Source organism: Streptomyces griseocarneus (genome assembly GCF_014655595.1).
Classification (GTDB): domain Bacteria; phylum Actinomycetota; class Actinomycetes; order Streptomycetales; family Streptomycetaceae; genus Streptomyces; species Streptomyces griseocarneus.
In genome coordinates this window covers 99207-126019 of sequence record NZ_BNBL01000003.1, presented here as the reverse complement: position 1 = coordinate 126019, position 26813 = coordinate 99207, and the positions used below count along the sequence as shown (strand labels likewise).

Here is a 26813-nt window from a genome sequence, read left to right as displayed (position 1 = left end):
CGCCGTGACCACCCCCGTCGTCTCCATCGCCTACCACTCCGGCTTCGGCCACACCGCCGTCCTCGCCGAGGCCGTCCGCGACGGTGCCACCGACGCCGGCGCCACCGTCCACCTGATCAACGTCGCCGAGATCACCGACGCCCAGTGGGAGCAGCTCGACGCCTCCGACGCCATCGTCTTCGGCTCGCCCACCTACATGGGCACCGCCTCCGGCGCCTTCCACGTCTTCGCCGAGTCGACCTCGGGCCGCTGGTACACCCGCGCCTGGCAGGACAAGCTGGCGGCCGGCTTCACCAACTCCGCCTCCAAGAGCGGCGACAAGCTGCACACCCTGCAGTTCTTCACCGTCCTCGCCGCCCAGCACGGCATGCACTGGGTCGGCCTCGGCGCGCTGCCGGGCTGGAACAGCTCCGTGGCCTCCGAGAACGACATCAACCGCCTCGGCTTCTTCCTCGGCGCCGGCGCCCAGACCAACAACGACCAGGGCCCCGAGGGCGTGCACAAGGCGGACATCGCGACCGCCGAGCTGCTCGGCCGCCGCATCACCGAGCAGGCGCGGATCTACGCCGCCGGCCGCGCCGCCGTCTGACGGACGCCGCACCCCGGACCGGCCGGGTCCCGCCCGCGAGGGCGGGGCCCGGCCGGCGGCGCGTCAGTAGCCGAAGTCCTGCGTCCACCAGGGGCCGTTGCCGCCGTGGTGCACGCCGACGCCCATGCTGCGGTAGTCGCAGTTGAGGATGTTGGCGCGGTGGCCGCTGCTGCGCATCCACGCGTCCATCACCGTGCGCGCGTCCGGGTGGCCGCGCGCGATGTTCTCGCCGCCCAGGTTCTTGATGCCGCGTCGGGCCGCCCGCTCCCAGGGGGTCCGGCCGTCCGGGTCGGTGTGGTCGAAGAAGCCCCGCCGGGCCATGTCGTCGCTGAACGACTGGGCGAGCCGGTTGAGCTGGGAGCTCGCCCGCAGCGGGCGGCAGCCCGCCTTCGCCCGTTCCGCGTTGACCAGGGCCAGCACCAGATGCGCGGTGGAGGAGCGGGTGTCGGCGAGCGTGCCGGGCACGGACGCCGCGCGCTCGCCCTCCACGACCGCCGAACGGTGCCGCTCGGCGGTCGTACGGGCCGCGCCGGCCTTCTCGCGGGCCGTGGTGACGGCGGCCGCCGGAGCGGACCGCCGCTCGGAGGGCGCGGCGGAGGGCGGCGCGGCGGAGGGAGGTGCGGACAGCGCCGAGGCCGGCGGGCGCTCGGCGCCCCGGGACGCGCGCAGGTCCGTCCCCCGCGGGGCGTCCTGCCCGTCCCGTCGCTCATCCGCCTCCGTCCGGCTCACCGCCTGTTCCGCCCGGGCGGCCCCGGCCTGCTCCTGGCGCCGCGCGTCGCCGCCCGGACGGTCGGCCTGGGCCGCGGCCGGCGGCCGGGAGTTCTGCGCGGGGGCCTCGACCGGGCCGTCGGCCCGGATCGCTCCGCTGGTGCCGGGGGAGGAGGCGTCGCCGCCCGTGAGGCCTCCGCCGGGCAGCAGCCCGGAGACCATGGCGACCGCGCCCATCGCCACGGCGGCCGAGGCGCCGAGCAGCCCCACCCGCCGCGCGGGCGGGACGGACTTGATCACCTTGCCGGACGCGCCGCCCCTTGCCGTACGGCCGGTTCTGTCCGCGCCGCCGCGCCGTTTGCCGCGGCGCGGGCCGCGGTGACGCCCGGGACCGGCGGGGCCGGTGCGGACGATGGGGATGGGCTGGGTGACCGCCTCGGCCGGATCCTCGGGCCCGTACGCGTCGGCCGACTCGTCCGGCAGGGGAGCCCCGGCTTTCCGGGCGTTCGCCACCTCCTCATCGGCGGTCGCGCGGGCAGAGCGTCGATGGCGGCCCATCCGCTGCCTTCCTCACGTGTTCGGCGTCAAAGTGCGTCACTCGTCCGGGGGAGTCCTTATTCGGCGGCGACTGTACGGCACCGAGAACCGGGTCGAAGTGCTGCTTATGTAATTGGCCGGTTAACGTGCAGACATGAACGAGAATGTCCGTCTCACGGCGTGGGTCCGTGGACATGTGCAGGGCGTCGGTTTTCGTTGGTTCACCCGGGCCAACGCATTGCGGATCGGCGACCTGATCGGCTTCGCCTCCAACCTCTCCGACGGCAGGGTGCAGGTCGTCGCCGAGGGACCCCGCCCGGGCTGCGAACAATTGCTCGAATGGCTGCGCAACGGCGACACGCCCGGCCGTGTGGACGGTGTCACCGAGATCTGGGACACACCCAGGGGCGGTTACGACGGCTTCGAGATCCGCTGAGCGGATGACGGGGAAATCCGATCGCGGCTCGGTTTCGCAGGAGCATGAGGAGGGTGATCGTCGGATTCATATGACGTTGGCATATGCAGACCACGGAAATTGCCTGATGGTTGCCAACTCGGCCGCAGCGTGCAAGGCTGCCTCTCAACGGATGATCTCTACGCCCCTCGGGCTCCGGGTGCGGAATGCGGCGCGGATATCCACCGCGCACACCCCCGGGACGCCCGCCGATACGGGGTGTGATCGTGTTGACCGTCAAACCATTTGGTGAGACGCTGGAAGCCCCGCGCACCTTAGCTGTTTGGCATTGAAACACCGCGCAGTAGTGATGGCAGACACCGCGGGTGCGAATCCCTCACGACCCACACCGCTTCGGTCGGTCACTCAGTGTGGAGGACCATCCATCATGGCAAAGGCGCTTCTCGGTTACGTCGGCGGCTCCGACCCCCGAGTCCTCTCCGAGATGCGACGGCTTCAGCAGCGTGTCCAGGACCTCGAATCCGAGCTCATTCGGATGCAGGCCGAGAACGACGCGCTGACTGCCGCCGCTCACGGCGACTCGCTGCTCGACAGCATCGACGTATCCCACGCGGAGCCTGCGCTTGCCTGACCCGTGCCCTGCCCCGGGGGCCGGTCGGGCTGCACTGTCAGCCGCTTGAGAGTTGCAAGGGACGCTTCGGCGTCCCTTCGTCGTTTCCCGGCGGCGGGTCCCGACGTCTTCTCCCCGTCCTCTCACAAGTGATCTGCCCTGCCCCTTCACAGGTGAAACCAGCGGGTGAAGCCCGGGAAAAGAGGCGGCGCGCCAACGGCTCCCGCACGCGGGGAGGGTGGACCGGCGCGCGGTAGAGTCCTTCCGCGTGCACCTCAAGAGCCTGACCCTGCGCGGGTTCAAATCCTTCGCTTCCGCCACCACCCTGCGCTTCGAGCCCGGCATCACCTGTGTCGTGGGCCCCAACGGCTCCGGAAAGTCCAATGTCGTCGACGCGCTTTCCTGGGTCATGGGGGAGCAGGGCGCCAAGTCCCTGCGCGGCGGCAAGATGGAGGACGTCATCTTCGCCGGGACGACCGGCCGCCCCCCGCTGGGCCGCGCCGAGGTCTCCCTCACCATCGACAACTCCGACGGTGCACTGCCCATCGACTACGCCGAGGTCACCATCACGCGGATCATGTTCCGCAACGGCGGCAGCGAGTACCAGCTCAACGGCGACACCTGCCGCCTCCTCGACATCCAGGAACTCCTCTCCGACTCCGGCATCGGCCGCGAGATGCACGTCATCGTCGGCCAGGGCCAGCTCGACTCCGTCCTGCACGCCGACCCCACGGGCCGCCGCGCCTTCATCGAGGAGGCCGCCGGCGTCCTCAAGCACCGCAAGCGCAAGGAGAAGGCGCTGCGCAAGCTCGACGCGATGAAGGCCAACCTCGCCCGCGTCCAGGACCTCACCGACGAACTGCGCCGCCAGCTCAAGCCGCTCGGCCGCCAGGCCGCCGTCGCCCGCCGGGCCGCCGTCATCCAGGCCGACCTGCGCGACGCCCGGCTGCGCCTGCTCGCCGACGACCTGGTCACCCTGCGGGAGGCCCTGCGCGCGGAGATCGCCGACGAGGCCGCCCTCAAGACCCGCAAGGAGGCCGCCGAGGCCGAGCTGCGCGCGGCGGCCCAGCGGGAGGCGGCCCTCGAGGAGCAGGTGCGCGAACTGACGCCGCGCCTGGCCACCGCCCAGCAGACCTGGTACGAGCTCTCCCGCCTCGCCGAACGCGTGCGCGGCACCATCGGACTCGCCGACGCCCGCGTCACCAGCGCCACCACCGCCCCCGACGAGGAGCGGCGCGGCCGCGACCCCGAGGACCTCGAGCGCGAGGCCGCCCGCGTCCGCGAGCAGGAGGCCGAGCTCGAAGCCGCCCTCGAGGCCGCGAGCCGCGCCCTGGAGGACACCGCCCAGCACCGCGCCGACCTCGAACGCCGCCTGGCCGACGAGGAGCGCCGCCTGCGCGACGCCGCCCGCGCCGTCGCCGACCGCCGCGAGCAGCTCGCCCGCCTGCAGGGTCAGGTCACCGCCGCCCGCGGCCGCGCCGCCTCGGCCGAGGCCGAGATCGGCCGCCTGGCCGCCGCCCGCGACGAGGCCCGCGAACGGGCCGCCGCCGCGCAGGAGGAGTACGAGCGGCACCAGGCCGAGGCCGACGGCGCCGACGCGGACGACGCCGAACTCGCCGCCCGCCACGACCGGGCCAAGGCCGACCTCGCCGCCGCCGACACCGCGCTGAACGCGGCCCGCGAGGCGGCGACCGAGGCCGAACGCCGCCGCGCCGCGATCACCGCCCGCCGCGACGCCCTCGCCCTGGGCCTGCGGCGCAAGGACGGCACGGGCGCGCTGCTGGCGGCGAAGGAACGATTGGGCGGACTGCTCGGCCCGGCCGCCGGACTCCTGTCGGTCACCCCCGGCCACGAACTCCCCGTCGCCACCGCCCTGGGCGCCGCGGCCGACGCCGTCGCCGTCACCGGACCCGCCGCCGCGGCCGAGGCCCTGCGCCTGCTGAAGAAGGAGGACGCCGGCCGGGCCGTGCTGCTGCTGGGCGGAGCCCCCTACGACGACGCCGTCCCGGCCGCGCCCGCCCCCCACCTCGCCGCGGCCGACCTCGTCCGCGCCCCCCTGGACCTGCTGCCCGCCGTGCGCAGGCTCCTGCGCGACATCGTCGTCGTCGACACCCTCGAGGACGCCGAGCACCTCGTGGCCACCCACCCCGGCCTGACCGCCGTCACCGCCGAGGGCGACCTGCTCGGCGCGCACGTCGCCCAGGGCGGCTCCGGCGGCGCACCCAGCCTCATCGAGACCCAGGCGGCGGTCGACGAGGCCACCGCGGAACTCACCGAGCTCGACGCCCGCTGCGCCGAGCTGGCCGCGGCGCGCGAGGAAGCCCAGGAACGCCGCGCCCGCCACGCCGCGCTCGTGGAGGAGCTGGCCACCCGGCGCAGCGCCGCCGACCGGGAGAAGTCCCAGGCCGCCCAGGCCCTCGGACGCCTCGCCGGGCAGGCCCGCGCGGCGGCCGGCGAGGCCGAGCGGACGACGGCCGCCGCCGAGCGGGCCCAGGAGGCGCTCCAGCGCGCCACCGAGGAGGCCGAGGAACTCGCCGAGCGCCTGGCCGCCGCCCAGGAGCGGGCCCTGGGCGACGACGACGGCACCGACGAACCCGACACCTCCGTACGGGACCGCCTCGCCGCCGACGGCGCGAACGCCCGGCAGACCGAGATGGAGGCGCGCCTGCAGGTCCGTACCCACGAGGAGCGGATGAAGGCCCTCGCCGGCCGGGCCGAGGGCCTCGACCGCGCGGCCCGCGCCGAGCGCGAGGCACGGGCCCGCGCCCAGCAGCGGCAGGCGCGGCTGCGCCACGAGGCCGAGGTCGCCTCGGCGGTGGCGGCCGGCGCCCGGCAGCTCCTGGCGTACGTCGAGCTCTCGCTCGTACGGGCCGACGAGGAGCGCCGCACGGCCGAGGCCGCCAAGGCCGAGCGCGAGCTCGAGCTGACCGTGGGCCGCGACCGGGCGCGCGAGCTGAAGGCGGAGCTGGACAAGCTCACCGACTCGGTCCACCGGGGCGAGGTGCTGGGCGCGGAGAAGCGGCTGCGCATCGAGCAGCTGGAGGCGAAGGCCCTGGAGGAGCTGGGCGTGGAGCCCACGGCGCTGGCCGCGGAGTACGGCCCCGACCAGCCCGTACCCCCCTCGCCCCCGGCCGAGGGCGAGGAACTCCCCGAGGACCCGGCCCACCCCCGCAACCAGCCCGTCCGCTACGTCCGCGCCGAGCAGGAGAAGCGCCTGAAGGCGGCCGAGCGGGCCTACCAGCAGCTGGGCAAGGTCAACCCCCTCGCCCTCGAGGAGTTCGCGGCGCTGGAGGAGCGCCACCAGTTCCTCTCCGAGCAGCTCGAGGACCTCAAGAAGACCCGCGCGGACCTCCTTCAGGTGGTGAAGGACGTCGACAAACGGGTGGAGGAGGTCTTCACGGCGGCGTACCACGACACGGCCCGGGAGTTCGAGGGCGTCTTCTCCCGGCTCTTCCCCGGCGGCGAGGGCCGTCTGGTCCTCACGGACCCGGACGACATGCTGGCCACCGGGGTCGACGTGGAGGCCCGTCCGCCGGGCAAGAAGGTCAAGCGCCTGTCCCTGCTCTCCGGCGGCGAACGCTCGCTGACCGCGGTCGCCCTGCTCGTGGCGATCTTCAAGGCCCGCCCCAGCCCGTTCTACGTCATGGACGAGGTGGAGGCGGCACTGGACGACACCAACCTCCAGCGCCTGATCGGGATCATGAAGGAGCTCCAGGAGAGCTCCCAGCTCATCGTGATCACCCACCAGAAGCGCACGATGGAGGTGGCCGACGCGCTCTACGGAGTGTCGATGCAAGGCGACGGAGTGTCGAAGGTGATCAGTAGTCGCCTCCGATAGCTTCAACTATTGAACCCAACGCCCGGAAAACACCCGGGAAACATCTTGGTCACAACCTATTGACTTAGAAAATTGAAGACATAGGGTCTCCCACGTTGCTTACGCCTTCAAGTGGTGGTCACTTCGATCTTGTGCGCCACTGGAAAGGCGCCCCCCACCCCGGCAACGTGGCCGGGTTCCAGGAGTTACGTTGACCAGCACCGCGCCGGCGCAGGCGTCCGAGGGCCGCAAGGCCCAACCGGACCACCTCGGCCACGTCATCTTCATCACCGCCGCCGCGGCGATGGGTGGTTTCCTCTTCGGCTACGACAGCTCCGTGATCAACGGTGCGGTCGAGGGCATCCGGGGGAAGTACGACATCGGTTCGGCCGCCCTCGCCCAGGTCATCGCCATCGCCCTGATCGGCTGCGCCATCGGCGCCGCCACCGCGGGCCGGCTCGCGGACCGCATCGGCCGCATCCGCGTCATGCAGATCTCCGCGACGCTGTTCACCATCAGCGCCGTCGGCTCGGCACTGCCCTTCGCCCTGTGGGACCTCGCCTTCTGGCGCGTCCTCGGCGGCATCGCCATCGGCATGGCCTCCGTCATCGGCCCGGCCTACATCGCCGAGGTCTCCCCGCCGGCCTACCGCGGCCGCCTCGGCGCGTTCCAGCAGGCCGCGATCGTCATCGGCATCGCCGTCTCGCAGCTGGTCAACTGGGGCATCCTCAACGTCGCCGACGGCGACCAGCGCGGCAAGCTCATGGGCATCGAGGCCTGGCAGGTCATGCTCGGCGTCATGGTCGTCCCGGCCGTCCTCTACGGCCTGCTGTCCTTCGCCATCCCCGAGTCCCCCCGCTTCCTGATCTCGGTCGGCAAGACCGACAAGGCCAAGAAGGTCCTGGCCGACGTCGAGGGCCACACCGTCGACCTCGACAAGCGCGTCGCCGAGATCGAGAACGCCATGAAGAGCGAGCAGAAGTCCACCTTCAAGGACCTGCTCGGCGGCCGCTTCGGCCTCCTGCCGATCGTCTGGGTCGGCATCGGCCTCTCGGTCTTCCAGCAGTTCGTCGGCATCAACGTCGCGTTCTACTACTCCTCGACGCTGTGGCAGTCGGTGGGCGTGAACCCGGAGAGCTCGTTCTTCTACAGCTTCACGACGTCGATCATCAACATCGTCGGCACCGTGATCGCGATGGTCCTCGTCGACCGCATCGGCCGCAAGCCGCTCGCCCTCGTCGGCTCCGTCGGCATGGCGCTCTCCCTCGCCCTCGAGGCCTGGGCCTTCGCCTCCAAGACGGCGGACGGCACCCTGCCGACCACCCAGGGCACCGTGGCGCTGATCGCGGCCCACGCCTTCGTCCTCTTCTTCGCCCTCTCCTGGGGCGTCGTGGTCTGGGTCTTCCTGGGCGAGATGTTCCCCAACCGCATCCGCGCCGCCGCACTGGGCGTGGCCGCGTCCGCCCAGTGGATCGCGAACTGGGCCATCACGGCCAGCTTCCCGAGCCTGGCGGACTGGAACCTCTCCGGTGCGTACGTGATCTACGCGGTCTTCGCCGTGCTCTCGATTCCCTTCGTACTCAAGTACGTCAAGGAGACGAAGGGCAAGGCGTTGGAGGAGATGGGCTAACCCCCCCGCCGCCCCTCTCCTCGAAAGGGCGTTGCCCCGGCACCGAGCCGGGGCAACGCCCTTTTCGTTGTACGCGGGCCCGAACCGGGCGCATGGCGGATGGGTGCGGCCCGGTGGGCCGGTGTGTGCCCACCCGTTCCGCCTTGCGGAACGATTGCCCACACACTGGCGGCACTCGGCTGACGGCGGGAGGGGCCGGGGTGGGATGGGGCGGGCCCTGGAAGGGGCGTAGGGGTTATTTGCGGCCCAGGCAGGGGGCACCGCACCCGGTTGGGGGCTCCGGGCCGTAAATAATCCAGCCCCGGAAGGGCCCGCCCCATCCCACCCCGGCCCCGCCCCACCCCGCCCCCCCAACGCAAAGAGGGCCCCCGAAGGGGCCCTCAAAACGCTCGAGCGACTACGCCGCGACCTTCTCGCGCTCACCCTCCGGGCGAACGGCCGCGGAGACGCCAGTCTCCCGCGGCACCGGCAGCACCGCCATCAGCACCGCCGAGATCACGATCGTCGCCGCCCACCCCAGCCCGTACTTGCCGACGAACGTCGACGCGAACGGCCCGGTGAACCAGTCGCACTTCGTGAAGCAGATGCCCGCCGCCAGCGCCACGGCCCACGCCGTCATCGCCTGCCAGCAGAAGCCGCCCACGTACCAGTACCGGCTCGTACGGCCCGTGTCCATCAGCGCCTCCGCGTCGTAGCGCACCGCGCGCACCCGGCGCCGCGCCATGTCCACCGCGTAGACGCCGATCCACGCCGAGAAGGAGACGGCCAGCAGGATCAGGAACGTGATGAAGGAGCTCAGGAAGCTCTTGGCGACGAGCATCAGCAGCAGACCGCCGATGAGCGAGATCGCCGCGTTGATGCTCACGGCCATCGCACGCGGGAGCTTCACGCCCATCGTCTGGGCGGTGAAGCCGGCCGAGTACATCGACAGGCTGTTGATCAGCAGCATGCCCACGATCGCGGTCGCCAGGTACGGCACGGCCAGCCACGTCGGCAGGATGTCACCGAGGAAGGAGACGGGGTCCGGGGCGTCGGCGAGCTTGGGCGTGGAGACGGCCATCACCGCACCCATGAGCACCATCGGCACCATGACCAGACCCGCACCGGACACCGTCGCGCCGACGATCTTCTTGCCCGACGCCGCGTGCGGCAGGTACCGGGCGAAGTCCGGCCCGGTGGGCACCCAGCTGATGCCGCCGGCGGCGATGGTCCCGATGCCGGCGATCACCATGGCGGTCGTACCCGCGGGCTTGGAGAAGACGTCGTCCCACGAGATGTTCATGATCAGGTAGCCGAGCACCAGCACGCTGAAGATGCCGAACAGGTACGTCGACCAGGTGTTGCAGACGTTCAGCGCCTTGCGCCCCATGCCGCTCACCAGGAACGTGCAGGCCACGAACACGAACAGCGTGACGACGATCAGCACCGTGTTGCTCTTCACGCCGAAGAGCAGGTCGAGAACGGTGAGAACGGCGTACGCGCCGGTGACCGCGTTGATCGTCTCCCAGCCGAAGCGGGCGACCCACAGGATCGCGCCCGGGAAGAGGTTGCCGCGCACGCCGAACGTGGCCCGCGAGAGCATCGCGCCGGGCGCGCCGCCCCACTTGCCGGACACGGACAGCACGCCGACCAGGCCGAACGAGACGACCGCGGCGCACGCCGCGACGACCAGGACCTGCCAGAAGTTCAGGGCGTTGAAGACGACCAGCGCCGCACCCATGGTGAGCAGCAGCACACTGATGTTCGCGGCGACCCAGGTCGGGAAGAGCTCCCGGACCCGGCCGTGCCGCTCGTGGTCGGGTACGGGCTCGATGCCGCGGGTCTCGATGGCGCTCGCGGCGCCGGCGGCGCCGTCGGGGCTGGACACGTTGGCGCCGTCGGCAGCGTTGTCCATGGTGGGGGCCATATCGGGGGCTCCGTTGCGGGGTGTGACAGGGCGGGGCCTGGGCAGAAAGGGACGTTGGGACTCTACGCGCGTCGCGTGAGCCCACGCCATCGTACTTTGATCTAACTTTGTGCAGTTAGGGTCATTCGTCCTTGTGGAAAACCACAAGGACGCCACGCGCCGAGGCGCCGCAGCGCCCGCACCCGCCGGTGTCCGATACTGGGTGCGTTATGGACATCGTCATCCTTGCTGTAGTCATCGCTGTGGTCGCGCTGGGCGCGATCAGCGGGCTCGTGGTCAGCAGCCGCAAGAAGAAGCAGCTGCCCCCCGCTCCTCCGAGCAGCCCGTCCGTCACCGCGCCGCCCGCCGAGCCGCACGTCGGCGAGGAGGCCGAACCCTCAACCGCGCAGCCGCGCCGCACCGTCGAAGAGGTCGAGCTCCCCGCGGCCCCCGCCCCGGCGGAGGAGACCGCGCCGGTCGTCGAGCCGGAGACCGCGGCCGAGGCCGCGGCCCCCGCCCCGGCCGAGCCCGAGATCGAGGTGCCCGAGCCCACGGCCGGCCGCCTCGTGCGCCTGCGCGCCCGGCTGTCCCGTTCGCAGAACTCCCTCGGCAAGGGTCTGCTGACCCTGCTCTCCCGTGAGCACCTCGACGAGGACACCTGGGAGGAGATCGAGGACACCCTGCTCACCGCCGACGTCGGCGTCACCCCCACCCAGGAGCTCGTGGAGCGGCTGCGCGAGCGCGTGAAGGTGCTCGGCACCCGCACCCCCGAGGAACTGCGCGCCCTGCTCCGCGAGGAGCTGCTCACCCTCATCGGCACCGAGGCCGACCGCGCCGTCCACACCGAGCCCGGTGTGGGCGTGAACGGCGAGGAGAAGCCCGGCGTCGTGATGGTCGTCGGCGTCAACGGCGTCGGCAAGACCACCACCACCGGCAAGCTCGCCCGCGTGCTCGTCGCCGACGGCAAGTCCGTCGTGCTCGGCGCGGCGGACACCTTCCGTGCCGCCGCCGCCGACCAGCTGCAGACCTGGGGCGAGCGCGTCGGCGCCCGCACCGTCCGCGGTCCCGAGGCCGGCGACCCGGCGTCGATCGCCTTCGACGCGGTCAAGGAGGGCATCGCCGAGAACGCGGACGTCGTCCTCGTCGACACCGCCGGCCGGCTGCACACCAAGACCGGGCTCATGGACGAGCTCGGCAAGGTCAAGCGCGTCCTGGAGAAGCACGGCTCGGTCGACGAGGTGCTGCTCGTCCTCGACGCCACCACCGGTCAGAACGGCCTGGTGCAGGCGCGCGTCTTCGCCGAGGTCGTGGACATCACCGGCATCGTGCTGACCAAGCTGGACGGCACCGCCAAGGGCGGCATCGTCGTGGCCGTCCAGCGCGAGCTGGGCGTACCGGTGAAGCTGGTCGGCCTGGGCGAGGGCGCGGACGACCTGGCGCCGTTCGAGCCGGAGGCGTTCGTGGACGCCCTGATCGGCGACTGACGCGTCACCGCGACAGAACGCGACAGAACACGACAGAAGGGGCCCCGTGGTGCGAGAGCACCACGGGGCCCCTTCCGTTGCGCCCGCCTGAGCCTCGGCCTCAGCCCGCCCCGCCCGACCGATGACAGACGTACGCCAGCGTCCCCAGCAGCAGCCGCGCCTCCGGCGGCCGTCCCGCCGTGTCCAGCGTGGGAGGGAGCAGCCACCGCATCGGCCCCAGCCCGGCGTGGTCGGACGGCGGGGCGGTGATGTGATCGCCGAGCCCCAGCCCGCGCAGGTCCAGGCGGGCGTCGTCCCACCCCATGCGGTAGAGGAGCTGGGGGAGTTCGGCCGCGGCGCCCGGGGCGACGAAGAACGACGCGCGCCCGTGCGGCGCGAGGGCGACCGGGCCCAGTGGCACTCCCATCCGCTCCAGCCGCGCCAGCGCGTGCCGGCCGGCCGCCTCGGCGACCTCCAAAACGTCGAACGACCGCCCCACGGGCAGCAGAACGGCCGCGCCCGGCACGTCGGCCCAGGCGGCCGCGGCCTCGTCCAGCGTGGCGCCGGCCGGGACCGAGGGGGCGAAGGAGAGCGGATGGGCCCCGGGGGAGGGGCAGTCGGCGGCGTCGCACGAGCACGTCACGTGACCGCCGCGGGTGGCCCGGGCCCCGGGGACGACGTCCCACCCCCACAGACCCGTGTACTCCGCGACCGTCATCACGGATTCCGACGCGCGGCCTCGGCGCCGAGAGCTCGAGCGCCGGTCCCGGATGCCGCCGATTGTGAAGCCCATGCCCCCTCCAACGGGTCGTGCTCGCGGATGGTTACGTGTCGGAGTGTCTCGGACACGCACGGTCGCGGACCTCTGCTCTGTGGCGGCGCGACGGTGTGCGAGGGGTGGTGCGGCGCAGGCCGCACGCCGTGGCGTGCAACAGTCCACCTCTTCACGGGTTTTGCTGCCGATGTCCGGTGTCAAGTCAATCGCGATGCGGGAGGAAGGGGTTCATACGTTGGGGTGGCGAATGGTGGCGTTTACTGGACTGCCCTCGCGTGAGCGGTGATCGTAGGATTACTTTCGGTACATGAATCCCGCCGGACAAGCGGCCCTGACGAGCGGCAGGCTGTTGGCGGTTCACGCGCGGCCGCGTCGGGCGGCGCCGCAGACGCAGTGGATTGCAGACGCAGTGGATGCAGAGTTTTCGGATGGGGGCGTTCCCGTGGGCGGCAATGTCAGTGGTACCGGCGGTGCCGACAAGGCCGACAAGGCCGAGAAACGCCCGAACGACCAGCTGAATTCGTGGTTCTTGCGCAGCGGTTGGTCCAAGGGCGAACTGGCACGGCAAGTGAACCGCAGGGCACGCCAGTTGGGTGCACACCACATCAGCACGGACACCTCGCGGGTGCGCCGCTGGCTGGACGGCGAGCAGCCGCGCGAGCCCATTCCGAAGATTCTCTCCGAGCTGTTCTCCGAACGCTTCGGCTGCGTCGTCGGCGTCGAGGACATCGGGCTGCGGGCCGCGCACCAGTCACCGTCCGTGTCGGGCGTGGACCTGCCCTGGGCGGGCCCCCAGACCGTCGAGCTGCTCAGCGAGTTCTCCCGCAGCGACCTGATGCTGGCGCGGCGGGGCTTCCTCGGGACCTCGCTGGCGCTCTCCGCGGGGCCCGCCCTCATCGAACCCATGCAGCGCTGGCTCGTGCCCGGCACCACCGGCCGGGAGGGCGGCGGCGCCGACCGGGACCGGGTGCGCAGGTCCCGGCTCTCGGCGCCCGAGCTGGAGCTGCTGGAGTCCACGACGGTGATGTTCCGTCAGTGGGACGCCCAGTGCGGCGGCGGACTCCGCCGGAAGGCCGTCGTCGGCCAGCTCCACGAGGTCACCGACCTGCTCCAGGAGCCCCAGCCCGCCGATACCGCCCAGCGCCTGTTCACCGTCGCCGCCGAGCTGGCCCAGCTGGCCGGGTGGATGAGCTACGACATCGGGCTCCACCCCACGGCGCAGAAGTACTTCGTGCTCGCCCTGCACGCCGCGAAGGAGGCGGGCGACCGCCCCCTGGGTTCGTACATCCTCTCCAGCATGAGCCGCCAGATGATCCACCTGGGACGGCCGGACGACGCCCTGGAGCTCATCCACCTCGGGCAGTACGGCTCCCGCGAGACGGCCACCCCGCGGACCCAGGCCATGTTGTATGCGATGGAGGGCCGCGCCTACGCCAACATGGGCCAGCCCGCCAAGGTCAAGCGTGCCGTGAGCATGGCCGAGGACTGCTTCTCGGACTGCGGGGGCGGCGACGGCGACCCCGACTGGATCCGGTTCTTCTCGGAGGCCGAGCTCAACGCCGAGAACGCCCACTCCTACCGCGACCTCGCCTACGTGGCCGGGCGCAGCCCCACCTACGCCTCGCTGGCGCGGCCCAAGATGGAGCGGGCCGTCGAGCTCTTCGCGCAGGACAGCGAGCACCAGCGCTCCTACGCCCTCAACCTCATCGGCATGGCCACCGTCCACCTCATGGAACGCGAGCCCGAGGAGTCGACGGTCCTCGCCGGCAAGGCGCTCAGGATCGCCAAGCAGGTCCGCTCGGAGCGGGTGAACAACCGCCTCCGCAAGACCGTCGACAACGCCGCGCGCGAATTCGGCGACGTCGCCGAGGTCGTCGAGCTGACCGACCAGCTCGCCGTCCACCTGCCGGAACCGGCCGAGGCCGCCCAGGCGGTCTGACCCCGCCCGGCCCCCCTACCCGGCCGCGGCGACCTCCCGTACACCCGACTCGGCTCCCCCACGCCAGGTCACCCCGGGCAGGTCGCCGCGGCCGGCCCACACTCCCGGGCCGCTGTCCGCCCGTTCACTCCGGCGTAACACCCCCACCCCCATCGTCACGCACGCGAAACAACCCGCTGCGCCCGCCGAAACCGCGCTGCGCGAGCCTCGAGGCGACACCGGCCCATGGGATGCACCAGCCCGTACGGGGGCGAGGGCCGCCGCCGCGAGGAGACATCATTGAATGGCGCAGATACCGCGTTCGTATTGATCAGTGCCGCGCTCGTGATGCTGATGACACCGGCCCTCGCCTTCTTCTACGGGGGCATGGTCCGGGTCAAGAGCGCGCTCAACATGCTGATGATGTCGTTCATCTCGCTCGGCATCGTCACCGTCCTGTGGGTGCTGTTCGGCTACTCCCTCGCGTTCGGCGATGACCTCGGGGCCGGACTGCTGGGCGACCTCGGCCACATCGGCCTCAAGGGCATCGACCCCGAGACCCTCACCGGCGGCAAGGAAGGCATCCCGGTCCTCGCCTTCGCCCTCTTCCAGCTGATGTTCGCCGTCATCACCCCGGCCCTGATGAGCGGCGCCCTCGCGGACCGCGTGAAGTTCAGCGCCTGGGCCCTGTTCATCACCCTGTGGGTGACGGTCGTCTACTTCCCCGTCGCGCACTGGGTCTGGCACCCCGACGGCTGGCTCTTCAAGCTCAAGGTGATCGACTTCGCCGGCGGCACCGCCGTCCACATCAACGCGGGCATCGGAGCGCTGGCCGCCGTCCTCGTCGTCGGCAAGCGCGTCGGCTTCGCGAAGGACCCCATGCGCCCCCACAGCCTCCCCCTGGTGATGCTCGGCGCGGGACTGCTGTGGTTCGGCTGGTTCGGCTTCAACGCCGGCTCGGCCCTCGCCGCCAACGGCGTCGCGGCCAACATGGCGTTCAACACCCAGGTCGCCACCGGCGCGGCCATGCTCGGCTGGCTCGTCTACGAGCGCATCCGGCACGGCGCGTTCACCACCCTCGGCGCTGCCTCCGGAGCCGTCGCCGGCCTCGTCGCCATCACCCCCTCCGGCGCCGCCGTCAACGCCTTCGGCGCCGTCCTCATCGGCCTCGTCGCCGGAGCCGTCTGCTCCTGGGCCGTCGGATGGAAGTTCCGGCTCGGCTTCGACGACTCCCTCGACGTCGTCGGCGTCCACCTCGTCGGCGGCGTCATCGGCACCCTGCTGGTCGGCCTCCTCGCCACCGACGGCGTCGGCGGCCTCACCCAGCTCGGCCGGCAGGCGGCCGGAGCCTTCTCCGTGATGGCCTACTCGTTCGCCGTCTCCTGGCTCCTGGCCAAGCTCGTCGACAAGCTGATGGGCTTCAGGGCGAGCGAGGAGGACGAGATCAGCGGCGTCGACCAGGCCTACCACGCCGAATCCGCCTACGACCTCAGCGCGGTGGGCGGCGCCCCGGCCTCCCGGTCCGGCCACGCCACGCCCGCACCGCAGCACCCGACCAGGAAAGTGGACGCATGAAGCTCATCACCGCCGTCATCAAGACCCACCAGCTCGACGCGGTCAAGGACGCGCTGCAGACCTTCGGCGTCCACGGCCTGACCGTCACCGAGGCCAGGGGCTACGGACGCCAGCGCGGCCACACCGAGGTCTACCGGGGCGCCGAGTACACCGTCGACTTCGTGCCCAAGGCCCGCATAGAGGTCCTCGCCGAGGACGTCGACGCCGAGGACATCGTCGACGTCATCGTGAAGGCGGCCCGCACCGGGAAGATCGGCGACGGCAAGGTCTGGGTCGTCGACGCCGGCACCGTCGTGCGCGTCCGCACCGGCGAGCGCGGCCCGGACGCGCTCTGAACGACAGGGAGCCCCACGTGACGCCGAACAGTCAGGCCGCCGAGGAACCCACCGGCTACGCGGCGGCCCGGCTGCGGCTCCTGCACCGGGAGCCGCCGGCCGGGCCGGCCCTGCGGACCGAGCTCGCCCGCCTCACCGACCGCTGGCTGGCCTCGCTCCTGGGCGGCACCCGGGGCGTCGCGCTCGTCGCCGTCGGCGGCTACGGACGCGGCGAGCTCTCCCCGCGCAGCGACCTCGACGTACTGCTCCTGCACGACGGCTCCACCCCGGCCGGCGGCATCGCCGCCGTCGCCGACCGCGTCTGGTACCCCGTGTGGGACATGGGCCTCGCCCTCGACCACTCCGTACGCACCCCCGCCGAGGCCCGCAGGACCGCCGCCGGCGACCTCAAGGTCCACCTCGGCCTCCTCGACGCCCGTCACCTCGCCGGCGACCCCGAGCTCACCGCCCGCCTGCGCACCACCGCCTACGAGGACTGGCGCGCCCAGGCCCCCGCCCGCCTGCCCGAACTGCGCGAGATGTGCGAGGAACGCGGCAGACGCCAGGGCGAACTGCGCTTCCTCCTCGAACCCGACCTCAAGGAGGCCCGCGGCGGACTGCGCGACGCCACCGCCCTGCGCGCCGTCGCCGCCTCCTGGCTCGCCGACGCGCCCCGCGAAGGACTCGAGGCGGCCCGCACCCTGCTCCTCGACACCCGCGACGCCCTCCACCTGGCCACCGGCCGCGCCACCGACCGGCTCGCCCTCCAGGAACAGGACCAGGTCGCGGCAGGCCTGGGCCTCGCCGACGCGGACGCCCTCCTGCGCGGCGTCTACGAGGCCGCCCGCACCGTCACCTACGCCACCGAGGTCACCTGGCGCGAGGTGGGCCGGGTGCTGAAGTCCCGCTCCGGCCGGCCCCGGCTGCGCCGCATCCTGGGCGGGCGGGGCGGCCGCGGCGGCTTCGTGGAACCCGAGCGCGTCCCGCTCGCCGAGGGCGTCGTCGAACAGGACGGCGAGGTGGTGCTCGCGCGCACCGCGCGCCCCGAGCGCGACCCCGTGCTCCCGCTGCGTGCCGCGGCCGCCGCCGCGCAGGCCGGACTGCCGCTGTCCCGGCACGCCGTGCGGCGCATGACGGCCGCGGGCCCGCTGCCCGTGCCGTGGCCGGCCGAGGCCCGTGAGCAGCTCGTCACCCTCCTCGGCGCCGGCGAGCCCACCGTGGCCGTCTGGGAGGCCCTCGAGGCGGAGGGGATCGTCTCCCGGCTCCTGCCCGAATGGGAGCACGTGCGCTGCCGGCCCCAGCGCAACCCCGTCCACCGCTGGACCGTCGACCGCCACCTCGTCGAGACGGCCGTGCAGGCCTCCGCCCTCACCCGGAACGTCGGCCGCCCCGACCTGCTGCTCGTCGCCGCCCTCCTCCACGACCTGGGCAAGGGCTACCCCGGCGACCACTCCGAGGCGGGCGCGGCCCTCGTCCCCGGCATCGCCGCCCGCCTCGGCCTCGACGCCGAGGACACCGCCGTCCTCACCACGCTCGTACGCCACCACCTGCTGCTCGCCGAGACCGCCACGCGCCGCGACCTCGACGATCCCGCCACGGTCCGCACCGTCACGGACGCCGTCTCGCGCACCGGCACGCTGGAACTGCTGCACGCCCTGACCGAGTCCGACGCCCGCGCCACGGGCCCGGCGGCCTGGAGCGACTGGCGGGCCACCCTGGTCGCCGACCTGGTCCGGCGCGCTTCGGCCGCCCTGGCCGGAGAGCCGGTCGCCGACCGCGCGGAGCCGGCGCCGACGGCCGAGGAGGAACGCCTCGCGAAGGAGGCCCTGCGCACGTCCGGACCGGTGGTGGTCCTCGGCGCGCCCGGCGACGGCCTCGTCGCGGACACCGTGCGGCTGACCGTCGCCGTCCCCGACCGGCCCGGCATCCTGCCCGCCACGGCCGGCGTCCTGGCCCTGCACCGCCTGACGGTCCGCGCGGCGGACCTGCGCTCCCTCTCCGGCGCCCTCCTGCTGAACTGGCGCGTGGCGGCCGAGTACGGCTCCCTGCCGGACGCCGCCCGCCTGCGCGGCGACCTCGTGCGCGCCCTGGACGGCTCCCTGCACGTCGAGGACCGCCTCGCGGAGCGGGAGGCCGCGTACGGCAAGCGACGCCGGGGCGTCCCCCACGCCCCGCCCCGCGTCACCGTCGCGCCCGGCGGCTCGCACGCCGCCACGGTCCTGGAGGTACGGGCCCAGGACGCCCCGGGTCTGCTGCACCGGATCGGGCGGGCGCTGGAGGACGCGGGCGTGTGGGTGCGGAGCGCGCACGTGAGCACGCTGGGGGCGAGTGTGGTGGACGCGTTCTATGTGACGGGCGTGGAGGGGGTGCCGCTGGGGGAGGGGGAGGCGGCCGGGGTGGCCAGGAAGGTACAGGAGTCACTGGGCGGCTGACCGGATCGGCGAGGGGCGGATACCCTTGGGGGTCAGCCCGCCGCCCCGACCCGACAGAAGGATCCGCGACCACCGTGTTCGATACCCTCTCCGACCGCCTCGCAGCGACTTTCAAGAACCTCCGGGGCAAGGGCCGCCTCTCCGAGGCGGACATCGACGCCACCGCGCGCGAGATCCGCATCGCCCTGCTCGAGGCGGACGTGGCCCTGCCCGTCGTCCGCGCCTTCATCAAGCAGGTCAAGGAGAGGTCCCTCGGTGCCGAGGTCTCCCAGGCGCTGAACCCGGCCCAGCAGGTCATCAAGATCGTCAACGACGAGCTGATCACGATCCTCGGTGGCGAGACCCGCCGCCTGCGGTTCGCCAAGAGCGGCCCGACCGTGATCATGCTCGCGGGTCTGCAGGGTGCCGGTAAGACCACGCTCGCCGGAAAGCTCGGCAGCTGGCTGAAGAAGCAGGGTCACGCACCCCTGCTCGTCGCCTGTGACCTGCAGCGTCCCAACGCCGTCAACCAGCTCGGCGTCGTCGCCGAGCGCGCCGGTGTGGCGATCTTCGCGCCGGAGCCGGGCAACGGCGTCGGCGACCCGGTGCAGGTGGCGAAGGACTCGGTCGAGCACGCCCGGTCCAAGCAGTACGACGTCGTCATCGTCGACACCGCCGGCCGCCTCGGCATCGACGCCGAGCTGATGCAGCAGGCCGCGGACATCCGTGACGCGGTGCAGCCGCAGGAGATCCTTTTCGTCGTCGACGCCATGATCGGCCAGGACGCGGTCAACACCGCCGAGGCCTTCCGCGACGGCGTCGGCTTCGACGGCGTGGTGCTCTCCAAGCTCGACGGCGACGCCCGCGGTGGTGCCGCGCTGTCGGTCGCGCACGTGACCGGCAAGCAGGTCATGTTCGCCTCCAACGGCGAGAAGCTGGACGACTTCGACGCGTTCCACCCGGACCGCATGGCGTCCCGCATCCTCGGCATGGGCGACATGCTCAGCCTCATCGAGAAGGCCGAGCAGACCTTCAGCCAGGACGAGGCCGAGAAGATGGCGGCCAAGCTGGCGAAGGGCCCCAAGGAGTTCACGCTCGACGACTTCCTGTCGCAGATGGAGCAGGTCCGCAAGATGGGCTCCATCAGCAAGCTCCTCGGCATGCTGCCCGGCATGGGTCAGATCAAGGAGCAGATCAACAACCTCGACGAGCGCGACGTCGACCGCACCGCCGCGATCATCAAGTCGATGACCCCGGCCGAGCGCCAGGACCCGACGATCATCAACGGCTCGCGCCGGGCCCGTATCGCCAAGGGTTCGGGCGTGGACGTCAGCGCGGTCAAGAACCTGGTCGAGCGCTTCTTCGACGCCCGCAAGATGATGTCGCGCATGGCGCAGGGCGGCGGCATGCCGGGAATGCCGGGCCTGCCGGGCATGGGCGGCGGTGCGTCCCGCAAGAAGAAGCAGCAGAAGCAGTCCAAGGGCAAGCGTCAGTCCGGCAACCCGATGAAGCGCAAGGCCGAGGAGCAGGCCGCCGCCGCGCGGCGCGAGGCGGCGCAGGCGGACAATCCGCTGGGCCTGCCGGCCGGTGAGAGCGCCCAGAACTTCGAACTGCCCGACGAGTTCAAGAAGTTCATGGGCTGATCACAGCCAAAGCCGCGGCCGAAGCCTCAGCCGCACGGCCCGTACGAAAGCCCCCTGGCGGATGCCGGGGGGCTTTTCGCGTGTCGGCGGCCCGCCCGGCTACACCCTGGCTATCAGGTAGCGGAACACGTTCGGCATCCACACCGTGCCGTCGCGCCGCAGATACGGGTGGAGCGCCTCGACGAGTTCCTTGGTGACCTGTTCCTCGTCCGTGGCCCGTACCGCCGCGTCGAAGGCGCCGATGGACAGCAGGCCGCGTACGGCGCTGGCCATGTCGGCGTAGCCGTACGGGCAGGAGACGCGGCCCGAGCCGTCGGGAGTGAGGCCGGCCTGGCGGGCGAGGTTCTCCAGGTCGTCGCGTCCGCTGGGGCGCCAGCGGGCGGGGGCGCACATGGGGTCGGCGAGGCGGGCGGCGACGCGCAGTGCGCCGGAGGCGGCGCAGCGCTCCTGCGGGCCCCAGCCGGCCAGGACGACGGGGGCGCCCTGGGCCGCCTTGTCGGCGGCGCTGGTCAGGGTGCCGGCCAGTGCGCGGGCGTCGCCGGTGGCGGTGACGAGCGGCTCGAAGGCGGTGACGAGGGTGAACGGGCCGTCCGCGGGTTCCTGGACGGCCTCGGGGCCGCCGAGGTGGAGCCGGGCGTCGTCGTCGGGAGCACCCTCGGGCAGCAGTCGCTCGCGGGCGAGCTCGAGCCGGCGGCCGTCGTGGTCGACGCCGCAGACGGTGGCGCCGCGGGCGGCGGCCATGAGCAGGGAGAGTCCGGAGCCGCAGCCCAGGCCCAGGAGCCGGGCCCCGGGGCCGACCTCGAGGCGTTCGTAGACCGCTTCGTAGAGCGGTACCAGCATCCGTTCCTGGATTTCCGCCCAGTCGCGGGCCCGTGACGCGGGCGAGGTCGGGGACGGCCGGTGCCGCCGTACGAGCGTTGGTGTCATCGAATGCGCCCCAATCCGCCGGGTGACGTGTCCTTGTGCCCTGGTCCGTTGTTCCGCCCCCATGAGTGCCGCTGTCCGTGCGTTGTGGTGAAGAACCCCCCGATGCCAGAGAACTCCGCTTCCGCCGTCGAGTCCAGGGGGTGGCGCGAGAACGTTCGCGTCTGTCCACGATGGCATGTGCCGGGGCTCGTCGCACGAAATGGCGGGGTGGGCGGATACGGAAACGGAAGGCGAACAGGGGCGCGGTGCGGCCGGGAAGGAGGGGTGGCCGGCGGACGGATTCACACTCGGCGTGGCGAGGCCCGTACCATTCGCAGCATGGCAAAGGCTCCCATTCTCACCCCCCAGGCGGAAGACTTCCCGCGCTGGTACCAGGACTTGATCAACAAGGCCGAGCTGGCCGACAACGGCCCGGTGCGCGGCACCATGGTCATCCGCCCGTACGGCTACGGGCTCTGGGAGCGCATGCAGCAGGAGATGGACGCCCGGATCAAGGACGCGGGCGCCTCCAACGCGTACTTCCCGCTGTTCATCCCGCAGTCGTACCTGACGAGGGAAGCCGAGCACGTCGAGGGCTTCGCGCCCGAGCTCGCGGTCGTCACGCACGGCGGCGGCAAGGAGCTCGAGGAGCCGGTCGTGGTCCGGCCCACGTCCGAGACGATCATCAACGAGTACTTCTCCAAGTGGGTGCAGAGCTACCGCGACCTGCCCCTGCTGATCAACCAGTGGGCGAACGTGGTGCGTTGGGAGATGCGTCCGCGCGTCTTCCTGCGGACGAGCGAGTTCCTGTGGCAGGAGGGTCACACCGCCCACGCCACGTACGAGGACGCCCGCGACTACGCGGCCCGGATCCACCGTGACGTCTACTACGACTTCATGGTCAACGTCCTGGGCATCGACGTCGTGCTCGGCCGCAAGACGGCCAAGGAGCGGTTCGCCGGCGCGATCAACACGCTCACGCTCGAGGGCATGATGGGCGACGGCAAGGCGCTGCAGATGGGCACCAGCCACGAGCTGGGCCAGAACTTCGCCAAGGCGTTCAACACCTCCTACCTGTCGAAGGACGGGCAGCAGGAGCTGGTCTGGCAGACCTCGTGGGGCGTGTCGACCCGCATGGTCGGCGGTCTGATCATGTCGCACGGCGACGACAAGGGCCTGCGCGTCCCGCCGCGCCTGGCGTCCGTCCAGGCCGTGGTCCTGGCGATCAAGGGCGACGACGCCGTCCTCGCCAAGGTCCGCGAGATCGGCGACCAGCTCAAGGCCGCCGGGATCCGCGTCCAGGTCGACGACCGCACCGACACCCCCTTCGGCCGTCGTGCCGTGGACTGGGAGCTCAAGGGCGTTCCGGTCCGCATCGAGATCGGCCCGCGCGACCTGGAGAACGGCACGGCCATGCTGGCCCGCCGCATTCCGGGCGGCAAGGAGCCGGTGCGCATCGAGGAGCTGGCCGCGCTGCTGCCGAAGGTCCTGGAGGAGGACCAGGCGCAGCTGCTGCGCGAGTCCCGCGAGCGCCGCGAGTCTCGCACGACGGACGTGAAGACCATCGAGGAGGCGGCCGAGGCCGCTGCCGCCGGTGGCTGGGCCCGCATTCCGTGGGCGACGCTGGGTGCGGAGGGCGAGGCCAAGCTGGCCGAGCAGGCCGTGACGGTGCGCTGCCTGGTGGCGGAGGACGGCTCGGTGCCGGACTCCGACGACCAGCCGGGCGCCGTGGCGATCGTGGCCCGCGCCTACTGATCCGTGTGTCCTCGGGCGCGCGCCTTCCGGCGCGCGCCCGAGGCGTTTGCGCTGGGGCATCTTCCTTACTGATGAGTCAGTACGTCCCACCTTGCGAACTGGTGCACGGCTCATCCGCCTTCTCCGTAGTTCTGCGCACCCGCCCTCCTCAGGACGTATGAGGCGGGAAACTGACTGGTACGTGCAAATTATTTGGGATGGCCCGGTATCGGAACACCGGGCCGCCCCGGCTCGTTGTCACGACGTGAGCACGACACCACCTGTTCTCGCCGCAGAGCTGGCGCAGGCGTGGGCCGACATTCAGCGGTTCCACCCCGAGCTGCCGGATCTAGCCGCGCCCGAATCGTTGATCGGGGAGTCGTCGTCCGCCTGTGGCGCCGAGCTCTCCTTCGAAAGGCTGCTGCACGAGGCAGTGCACGGCATCGCGGCCGCCCGCGGTGTCCGCGACACCTCTCGTGCCGGCCGCTACCACAACCGCCGGTTCCTGGCGATCGCCGAGGAGCTGGGGCTCGATCACAGCGATGAGCCGCATCCCAGCAGCGGCTTCTCCCTGGTCGTGCTCAACCCGGAGGCGCGCAAGCGCTACCGCTCCACCATCGACAGACTGCAGCGCGCGCTGAAGGCGCACACGGTCGCCACGGCCGCCGACACCTCGCGCACCTTCCGCGGCCCGGCCGCGCGCCACGGCTCCTCCGGTGGCGGGGTGCGGGTGAAGGCGGTCTGCCAGTGCGGGCGCAACGTCCGCGTCGTGCCGTCCGTGCTCGCCCAGGCGCCGATCATGTGCGGCGGCTGCGGCCAGCCCTTCCGCATTCCCGAGGCGGTCTCCGTCGGCTGAGCGGGACCGGCCGGACGAGCCATGACGTCCCGGGGTGCGGCCCGGGCCCGTCCGCGCTCGGCAGGTTCACGGTTGCCCGGCCCCCGGCTGCCAAGATCCGCGGTCGGCAGGTTCGCGGCGGTGTGGCACAATGGGTCGCTGTACTCGACAGTCGCATAGGACCCCTCTCTCCTCCGGCTGACGCGTCCATCGGGCACCCCGAGTACCGCAAACCCCACGTGGCATCTCGTTGTGCCCAACCACGTCAAGACCAGGAGACACCACTCCAGTGGCAGTCAAGATCAAGCTGAAGCGTCTGGGCAAGATCCGTTCGCCTCACTACCGCATCGTCATCGCCGACTCCCGTACCCGCCGTGACGGCCGGGCCATCGAGGAGATCGGTCTGTACCACCCGGTGCAGAACCCCTCGCGCATCGAGGTCGACAGCGAGCGTGCCCAGTACTGGCTGAGCGTCGGCGCGCAGCCGACCGAGCCCGTTCTGGCCATCCTCAAGGTCACCGGCGACTGGCAGAAGTTCAAGGGCCTGCCGGCCCCGGCCCCGATGCTCGTCGCGGAGCCGAAGAAGGACGTCAGCGGCCTCTTCGAGTCCGCCGTGAACGCCGCCGACGCGTCGAAGGGTGAGGCCATCACCCCCAAGGCGAAGAAGTCGGAGAAGAAGGACGAGGCCGCTGAGGCCGAGTCCGCTGAGTCGACCGAGGCCTGAGCATGCTCGAGGAGGCCCTCGAGCACCTCGTAAAGGGCATCGTCGACAACCCCGACGATGTGCAGGTCGCCTCGCGCAACCTGCGTCGCGGGCGCGTGCTGGAGGTCCGGGTGCACCCCGATGACCTCGGCAAGGTGATCGGCCGCAACGGCCGCACCGCGCGCGCACTGCGCACCGTCGTGGGCGCCATCGGCGGCCGTGGCATCCGCGTCGACCTGGTCGACGTGGACGACGTCCGCTGAGCAGCGATAGAGCACCGGCACGAGGCCGGGGGTGGCACGCCACCCCCGGCCTCGTTTCGTGTAACCGGCCGTTGCGTCGGCAGCAACCGATAATTGAGGTACCCGGACGGCGAGGTACCGCTTCCGCGAGACCGCGGGGGCCCCTCCCGGCGGTAGCCGGGGAGGCCGGCCGCGAAGAGGGGATTTGAGACTGTGCAGCTGGTAGTCGGCAGGATCGGCCGCGCCCACGGCATCAAGGGCGAGGTCACCGTTGAGGTGCGCACGGACGAGCCCGAGCTGAGGCTCGGCCCGGGTGCCGTGCTGGCCACGGACCCCGCGGGCGTGGGGCCGCTGACCATCGAGACCGGCCGGGTGCACAGTGGCCGGCTGCTGCTGCGCTTCGCGGGCGTCGGCGACCGCAACGCCGCCGAGGCGCTGCGCAACACCCTGCTGATCGCCGACGTCGACCCGGACGAGACTCCCGAGGACCCCGAGGAGTTCTACGACCACCAGCTGATGGACCTCGAGGTCGTCACCGTCGACGGCACCGTGATCGGCCGCATCGCGGAGATCTCCCACCTGCCGTCCCAGGACCTGTTCATCGTCGAGCGGGAGGACGGCGGCGAGGTGATGATCCCCTTCGTCTCCGAGATCGTGACCGAGATCGACCTCGAGGCGCAGCGCGCGGTCGTCGACCCGCCGCGCGGACTGATCGACGGCGGCGAGGCCGAGGTCGCGAGCTCCCGCGACGCCGAGCAGGGCGAGGGTGACGCCTGATGCGCCTCGACGTCGTCACGATCTTCCCCGAGTACCTCGAGCCGCTGAACGTCTCGCTGGTCGGCAAGGCCCGGGCCCGCGGCCAGCTGGACGTGCGCGTGCACGACCTGCGCTCCTGGACGCACGACAAGCACAACACGGTCGACGACACCCCGTACGGCGGCGGACCCGGCATGGTCATGAAGCCGGAGCCGTGGGGTGAGGCGCTCGACGCGGTCATCGAGTCCGGCGAGGGCCGGCCGGTGATCGTGGTGCCCACCCCGAGCGGGCGCCCCTTCACCCAGGAGCTCGCCGTCGAGCTGTCCGAGAAGCCGTGGCTGGTCTTCACGCCCGCCCGCTACGAGGGCATCGACCGCCGCGTCATCGAGGACTACGCCGAGCGGTGCGACGTCCGCGAGGTCTCCATCGGCGACTACGTGCTGGCCGGCGGCGAGGCCCCGGTGCTGGTCATGGTCGAGGCCATCGCCCGGCTGCTGCCCGGCGTCCTCGGCAACGCCGAGTCGCACCGCGACGACTCCTTCGCGCCCGGCGCCATGGCCGACCTGCTCGAGGGCCCGGTCTACACCAAGCCGCCGGAGTGGCGCGGCCGGGGCATTCCGGACGTCCTGCTCAGCGGTCACCACGGCAAGATCGCCCGCTGGCGCCGGGACGAGGCGTTCCGGCGGACGACCCGGAACCGGCCGGACCTGATCGAGCGCGCCGACCCGGCGGCGTTCGACAAGAAGGACCGCGAGATGCTCTCGATCCTGGGCTGGGCCCCGGGCGACGACGGCCGATTTTGGCGAGTGGCCCAGGACGTGGAAGAATAAGCCGTTGCCTTGCGTCCGGCGCACGCCCCTGCCACAGGGGGAACGACGTCCGCCCGGCGTTTCGGCACCACTCCATCCTTCAGCACGATTCCGCTGATGACCTGTGGCATCAGCGAGGAAGCAGACATTCATGTCCACCCTGCTTTCCGGCGTCGACGCCGCTTCCCTGCGCACCGACATCCCGGCCTTCCGCCCCGGCGACACCGTGAACGTCCACGTTCGCGTCATCGAGGGCAACCGCTCCCGCATCCAGCAGTTCAAGGGTGTCGTCATCCGCCGCCAGGGCGCGGGCGTCAGCGAGACCTTCACGGTCCGCAAGGTCTCCTTCTCCGTCGGCGTCGAGCGCACCTTCCCGGTGCACAGCCCGATCTTCGAGAAGATCGAGCTCATCACCCGCGGTGACGTCCGTCGCGCCAAGCTGTACTACCTCCGTGAGCTCCGCGGCAAGGCCGCGAAGATCAAGGAGAAGCGCGACAAGTAAGCTTTCCGTCGGCGTCCCGGCCGGGCCGGATAGGCT

22 protein-coding genes are annotated in these 26813 nt (G+C 71.9%); 18 read left to right on the top strand and 4 right to left on the bottom strand.

The window, feature by feature from the left end; genetic code table 11:
- Window positions 1-4: 4 nt before the first annotated feature.
- On the top strand, window positions 5-589 hold the full coding sequence (locus IE295_RS09270; protein ID WP_190063080.1) for a flavodoxin family protein: 585 nt from the start codon (window positions 5-7) through the stop codon (window positions 587-589).
- 63 nt (window positions 590-652) lie between these two features.
- On the opposite strand, the gene IE295_RS09265 is transcribed toward IE295_RS09270, so the two are convergent.
- Window positions 653-1855 (bottom strand): CAP domain-containing protein, encoded by a 1203-nt coding sequence (locus IE295_RS09265; protein ID WP_190063079.1) that lies wholly within the window; start codon window positions 1853-1855, stop codon window positions 653-655.
- Between the two features lie 133 nt (window positions 1856-1988).
- Between IE295_RS09265 and IE295_RS09260 the strand changes: the two genes are divergently transcribed.
- The 4 genes from IE295_RS09260 (at window position 1989) to IE295_RS09245 (ending at window position 8306) form a co-directional block, all read left to right on the top strand.
- Entirely contained in the window at window positions 1989-2270 is a 282-nt protein-coding gene (locus IE295_RS09260) for an acylphosphatase (RefSeq protein WP_190063078.1), read from the top strand.
- 406 nt (window positions 2271-2676) lie between these two features.
- Complete coding sequence (locus IE295_RS09255; RefSeq protein ID WP_086574568.1) at window positions 2677-2880, top strand: hypothetical protein; 204 nt, start codon at window positions 2677-2679, stop codon at window positions 2878-2880.
- A gap of 247 nt (window positions 2881-3127) precedes the next feature.
- The gene (gene smc / locus IE295_RS09250; RefSeq protein WP_190063077.1) at window positions 3128-6697 is read left to right on the top strand and encodes a chromosome segregation protein SMC; all 3570 of its coding nucleotides are present in this window, start codon (window positions 3128-3130) and stop codon (window positions 6695-6697) included.
- A gap of 190 nt (window positions 6698-6887) precedes the next feature.
- Complete coding sequence (locus IE295_RS09245) at window positions 6888-8306, top strand: sugar porter family MFS transporter (protein WP_190063076.1); 1419 nt, start codon at window positions 6888-6890, stop codon at window positions 8304-8306.
- A gap of 397 nt (window positions 8307-8703) precedes the next feature.
- Here the strand turns inward: IE295_RS09245 and IE295_RS09240 are convergent, their stop codons facing one another.
- A complete protein-coding gene (locus IE295_RS09240; RefSeq protein WP_224323538.1) occupies window positions 8704-10212 on the bottom strand; it encodes a purine-cytosine permease family protein in 1509 nt (502 codons plus the stop codon).
- Between the two features lie 209 nt (window positions 10213-10421).
- On the opposite strand from IE295_RS09240, the gene ftsY reads away from it, so the two are divergent.
- Window positions 10422-11675, top strand: a complete 1254-nt coding sequence (gene ftsY, locus IE295_RS09235) for a signal recognition particle-docking protein FtsY (RefSeq protein WP_190063075.1) — start codon at window positions 10422-10424, stop codon at window positions 11673-11675.
- Window positions 11676-11775: 100 nt separating this feature from the next.
- On the opposite strand, the gene IE295_RS09230 is transcribed toward ftsY, so the two are convergent.
- Window positions 11776-12447, bottom strand: a complete 672-nt coding sequence (locus IE295_RS09230; protein ID WP_190063074.1) for a bifunctional DNA primase/polymerase — start codon at window positions 12445-12447, stop codon at window positions 11776-11778.
- A gap of 424 nt (window positions 12448-12871) precedes the next feature.
- Between IE295_RS09230 and nsdA the strand changes: the two genes are divergently transcribed.
- The 5 genes from nsdA to ffh all read left to right on the top strand — a co-directional run bounded on the left by nsdA (window position 12872) and on the right by ffh (window position 20290).
- Window positions 12872-14368, top strand: coding sequence for a transcriptional repressor NsdA (nsdA, locus tag IE295_RS09225; RefSeq protein ID WP_190063073.1), 1497 nt, complete (start codon window positions 12872-12874; stop codon window positions 14366-14368).
- A gap of 279 nt (window positions 14369-14647) precedes the next feature.
- The gene (locus IE295_RS09220) at window positions 14648-15922 is read left to right on the top strand and encodes an ammonium transporter (RefSeq protein ID WP_190063072.1); all 1275 of its coding nucleotides are present in this window, start codon (window positions 14648-14650) and stop codon (window positions 15920-15922) included.
- Window positions 15919-16257, top strand: coding sequence for a P-II family nitrogen regulator (locus IE295_RS09215; RefSeq protein ID WP_086566034.1), 339 nt, complete (start codon window positions 15919-15921; stop codon window positions 16255-16257). Before IE295_RS09220 ends, IE295_RS09215 begins: the two co-directional genes overlap by 4 nt.
- Before the next feature lie 17 nt (window positions 16258-16274).
- Window positions 16275-18668, top strand: a complete 2394-nt coding sequence (locus tag IE295_RS09210) for a [protein-PII] uridylyltransferase (RefSeq protein ID WP_190063071.1) — start codon at window positions 16275-16277, stop codon at window positions 18666-18668.
- Between the two features lie 74 nt (window positions 18669-18742).
- Window positions 18743-20290 carry a signal recognition particle protein gene (gene ffh, locus IE295_RS09205; protein WP_190063070.1) on the top strand — a complete coding sequence of 516 codons (1548 nt, stop codon included), beginning with the start codon at window positions 18743-18745 and terminating at the stop codon, window positions 20288-20290.
- 99 nt (window positions 20291-20389) lie between these two features.
- On the opposite strand, the gene IE295_RS09200 is transcribed toward ffh, so the two are convergent.
- Complete coding sequence (locus IE295_RS09200) at window positions 20390-21217, bottom strand: methyltransferase domain-containing protein (protein ID WP_190063069.1); 828 nt, start codon at window positions 21215-21217, stop codon at window positions 20390-20392.
- Between the two features lie 318 nt (window positions 21218-21535).
- On the opposite strand from IE295_RS09200, the gene proS reads away from it, so the two are divergent.
- From proS to rplS, 7 genes are all read left to right on the top strand, one after another.
- A complete protein-coding gene (gene proS, locus IE295_RS09195; protein WP_190063068.1) occupies window positions 21536-22951 on the top strand; it encodes a proline--tRNA ligase in 1416 nt (471 codons plus the stop codon).
- 244 nt (window positions 22952-23195) lie between these two features.
- Window positions 23196-23786: a hypothetical protein gene (locus IE295_RS09190; RefSeq protein ID WP_086566029.1), complete on the top strand. Its 591-nt coding sequence runs from the start codon at window positions 23196-23198 to the stop codon at window positions 23784-23786.
- A 268-nt stretch (window positions 23787-24054) separates the two neighbouring features.
- Window positions 24055-24489 (top strand): 30S ribosomal protein S16, encoded by a 435-nt coding sequence (gene rpsP, locus IE295_RS09185; protein ID WP_190063067.1) that lies wholly within the window; start codon window positions 24055-24057, stop codon window positions 24487-24489.
- A 2-nt stretch (window positions 24490-24491) separates the two neighbouring features.
- Entirely contained in the window at window positions 24492-24731 is a 240-nt protein-coding gene (locus IE295_RS09180; protein ID WP_190063066.1) for an RNA-binding protein, read from the top strand.
- A gap of 192 nt (window positions 24732-24923) precedes the next feature.
- On the top strand, window positions 24924-25487 hold the full coding sequence (rimM, locus tag IE295_RS09175) for a ribosome maturation factor RimM (protein WP_190063065.1): 564 nt from the start codon (window positions 24924-24926) through the stop codon (window positions 25485-25487).
- Window positions 25487-26296, top strand: coding sequence for a tRNA (guanosine(37)-N1)-methyltransferase TrmD (gene trmD / locus IE295_RS09170; protein WP_190063064.1), 810 nt, complete (start codon window positions 25487-25489; stop codon window positions 26294-26296). The genes rimM and trmD overlap by 1 nt, the downstream gene beginning before the upstream one ends.
- A gap of 130 nt (window positions 26297-26426) precedes the next feature.
- Entirely contained in the window at window positions 26427-26777 is a 351-nt protein-coding gene (gene rplS, locus IE295_RS09165) for a 50S ribosomal protein L19 (RefSeq protein WP_190063063.1), read from the top strand.
- Window positions 26778-26813: the final 36 nt, after the last annotated feature.

Coding starts and splice junctions, on each gene's coding strand:
- IE295_RS09265 (WP_190063079.1), bottom strand. CDS start 1,855: ATGGGCCGCCATCGACGCTCTGCCCGCGCGACCGCCGATGAGGAGGTG.
- IE295_RS09260 (WP_190063078.1), top strand. CDS start 1,989: ATGAACGAGAATGTCCGTCTCACGGCGTGGGTCCGTGGACATGTGCAG.
- IE295_RS09255 (WP_086574568.1), top strand. CDS start 2,677: ATGGCAAAGGCGCTTCTCGGTTACGTCGGCGGCTCCGACCCCCGAGTC.
- IE295_RS09240 (WP_224323538.1), bottom strand. CDS start 10,212: ATGGCCCCCACCATGGACAACGCTGCCGACGGCGCCAACGTGTCCAGC.
- ftsY (WP_190063075.1), top strand. CDS start 10,422: ATGGACATCGTCATCCTTGCTGTAGTCATCGCTGTGGTCGCGCTGGGC.
- IE295_RS09230 (WP_190063074.1), bottom strand. CDS start 12,447: ATGGGCTTCACAATCGGCGGCATCCGGGACCGGCGCTCGAGCTCTCGG.
- IE295_RS09215 (WP_086566034.1), top strand. CDS start 15,919: ATGAAGCTCATCACCGCCGTCATCAAGACCCACCAGCTCGACGCGGTC.
- IE295_RS09200 (WP_190063069.1), bottom strand. CDS start 21,217: ATGACACCAACGCTCGTACGGCGGCACCGGCCGTCCCCGACCTCGCCC.
- proS (WP_190063068.1), top strand. CDS start 21,536: ATGGCAAAGGCTCCCATTCTCACCCCCCAGGCGGAAGACTTCCCGCGC.
- IE295_RS09180 (WP_190063066.1), top strand. CDS start 24,492: ATGCTCGAGGAGGCCCTCGAGCACCTCGTAAAGGGCATCGTCGACAAC.
- trmD (WP_190063064.1), top strand. CDS start 25,487: ATGCGCCTCGACGTCGTCACGATCTTCCCCGAGTACCTCGAGCCGCTG.
- rplS (WP_190063063.1), top strand. CDS start 26,427: ATGTCCACCCTGCTTTCCGGCGTCGACGCCGCTTCCCTGCGCACCGAC.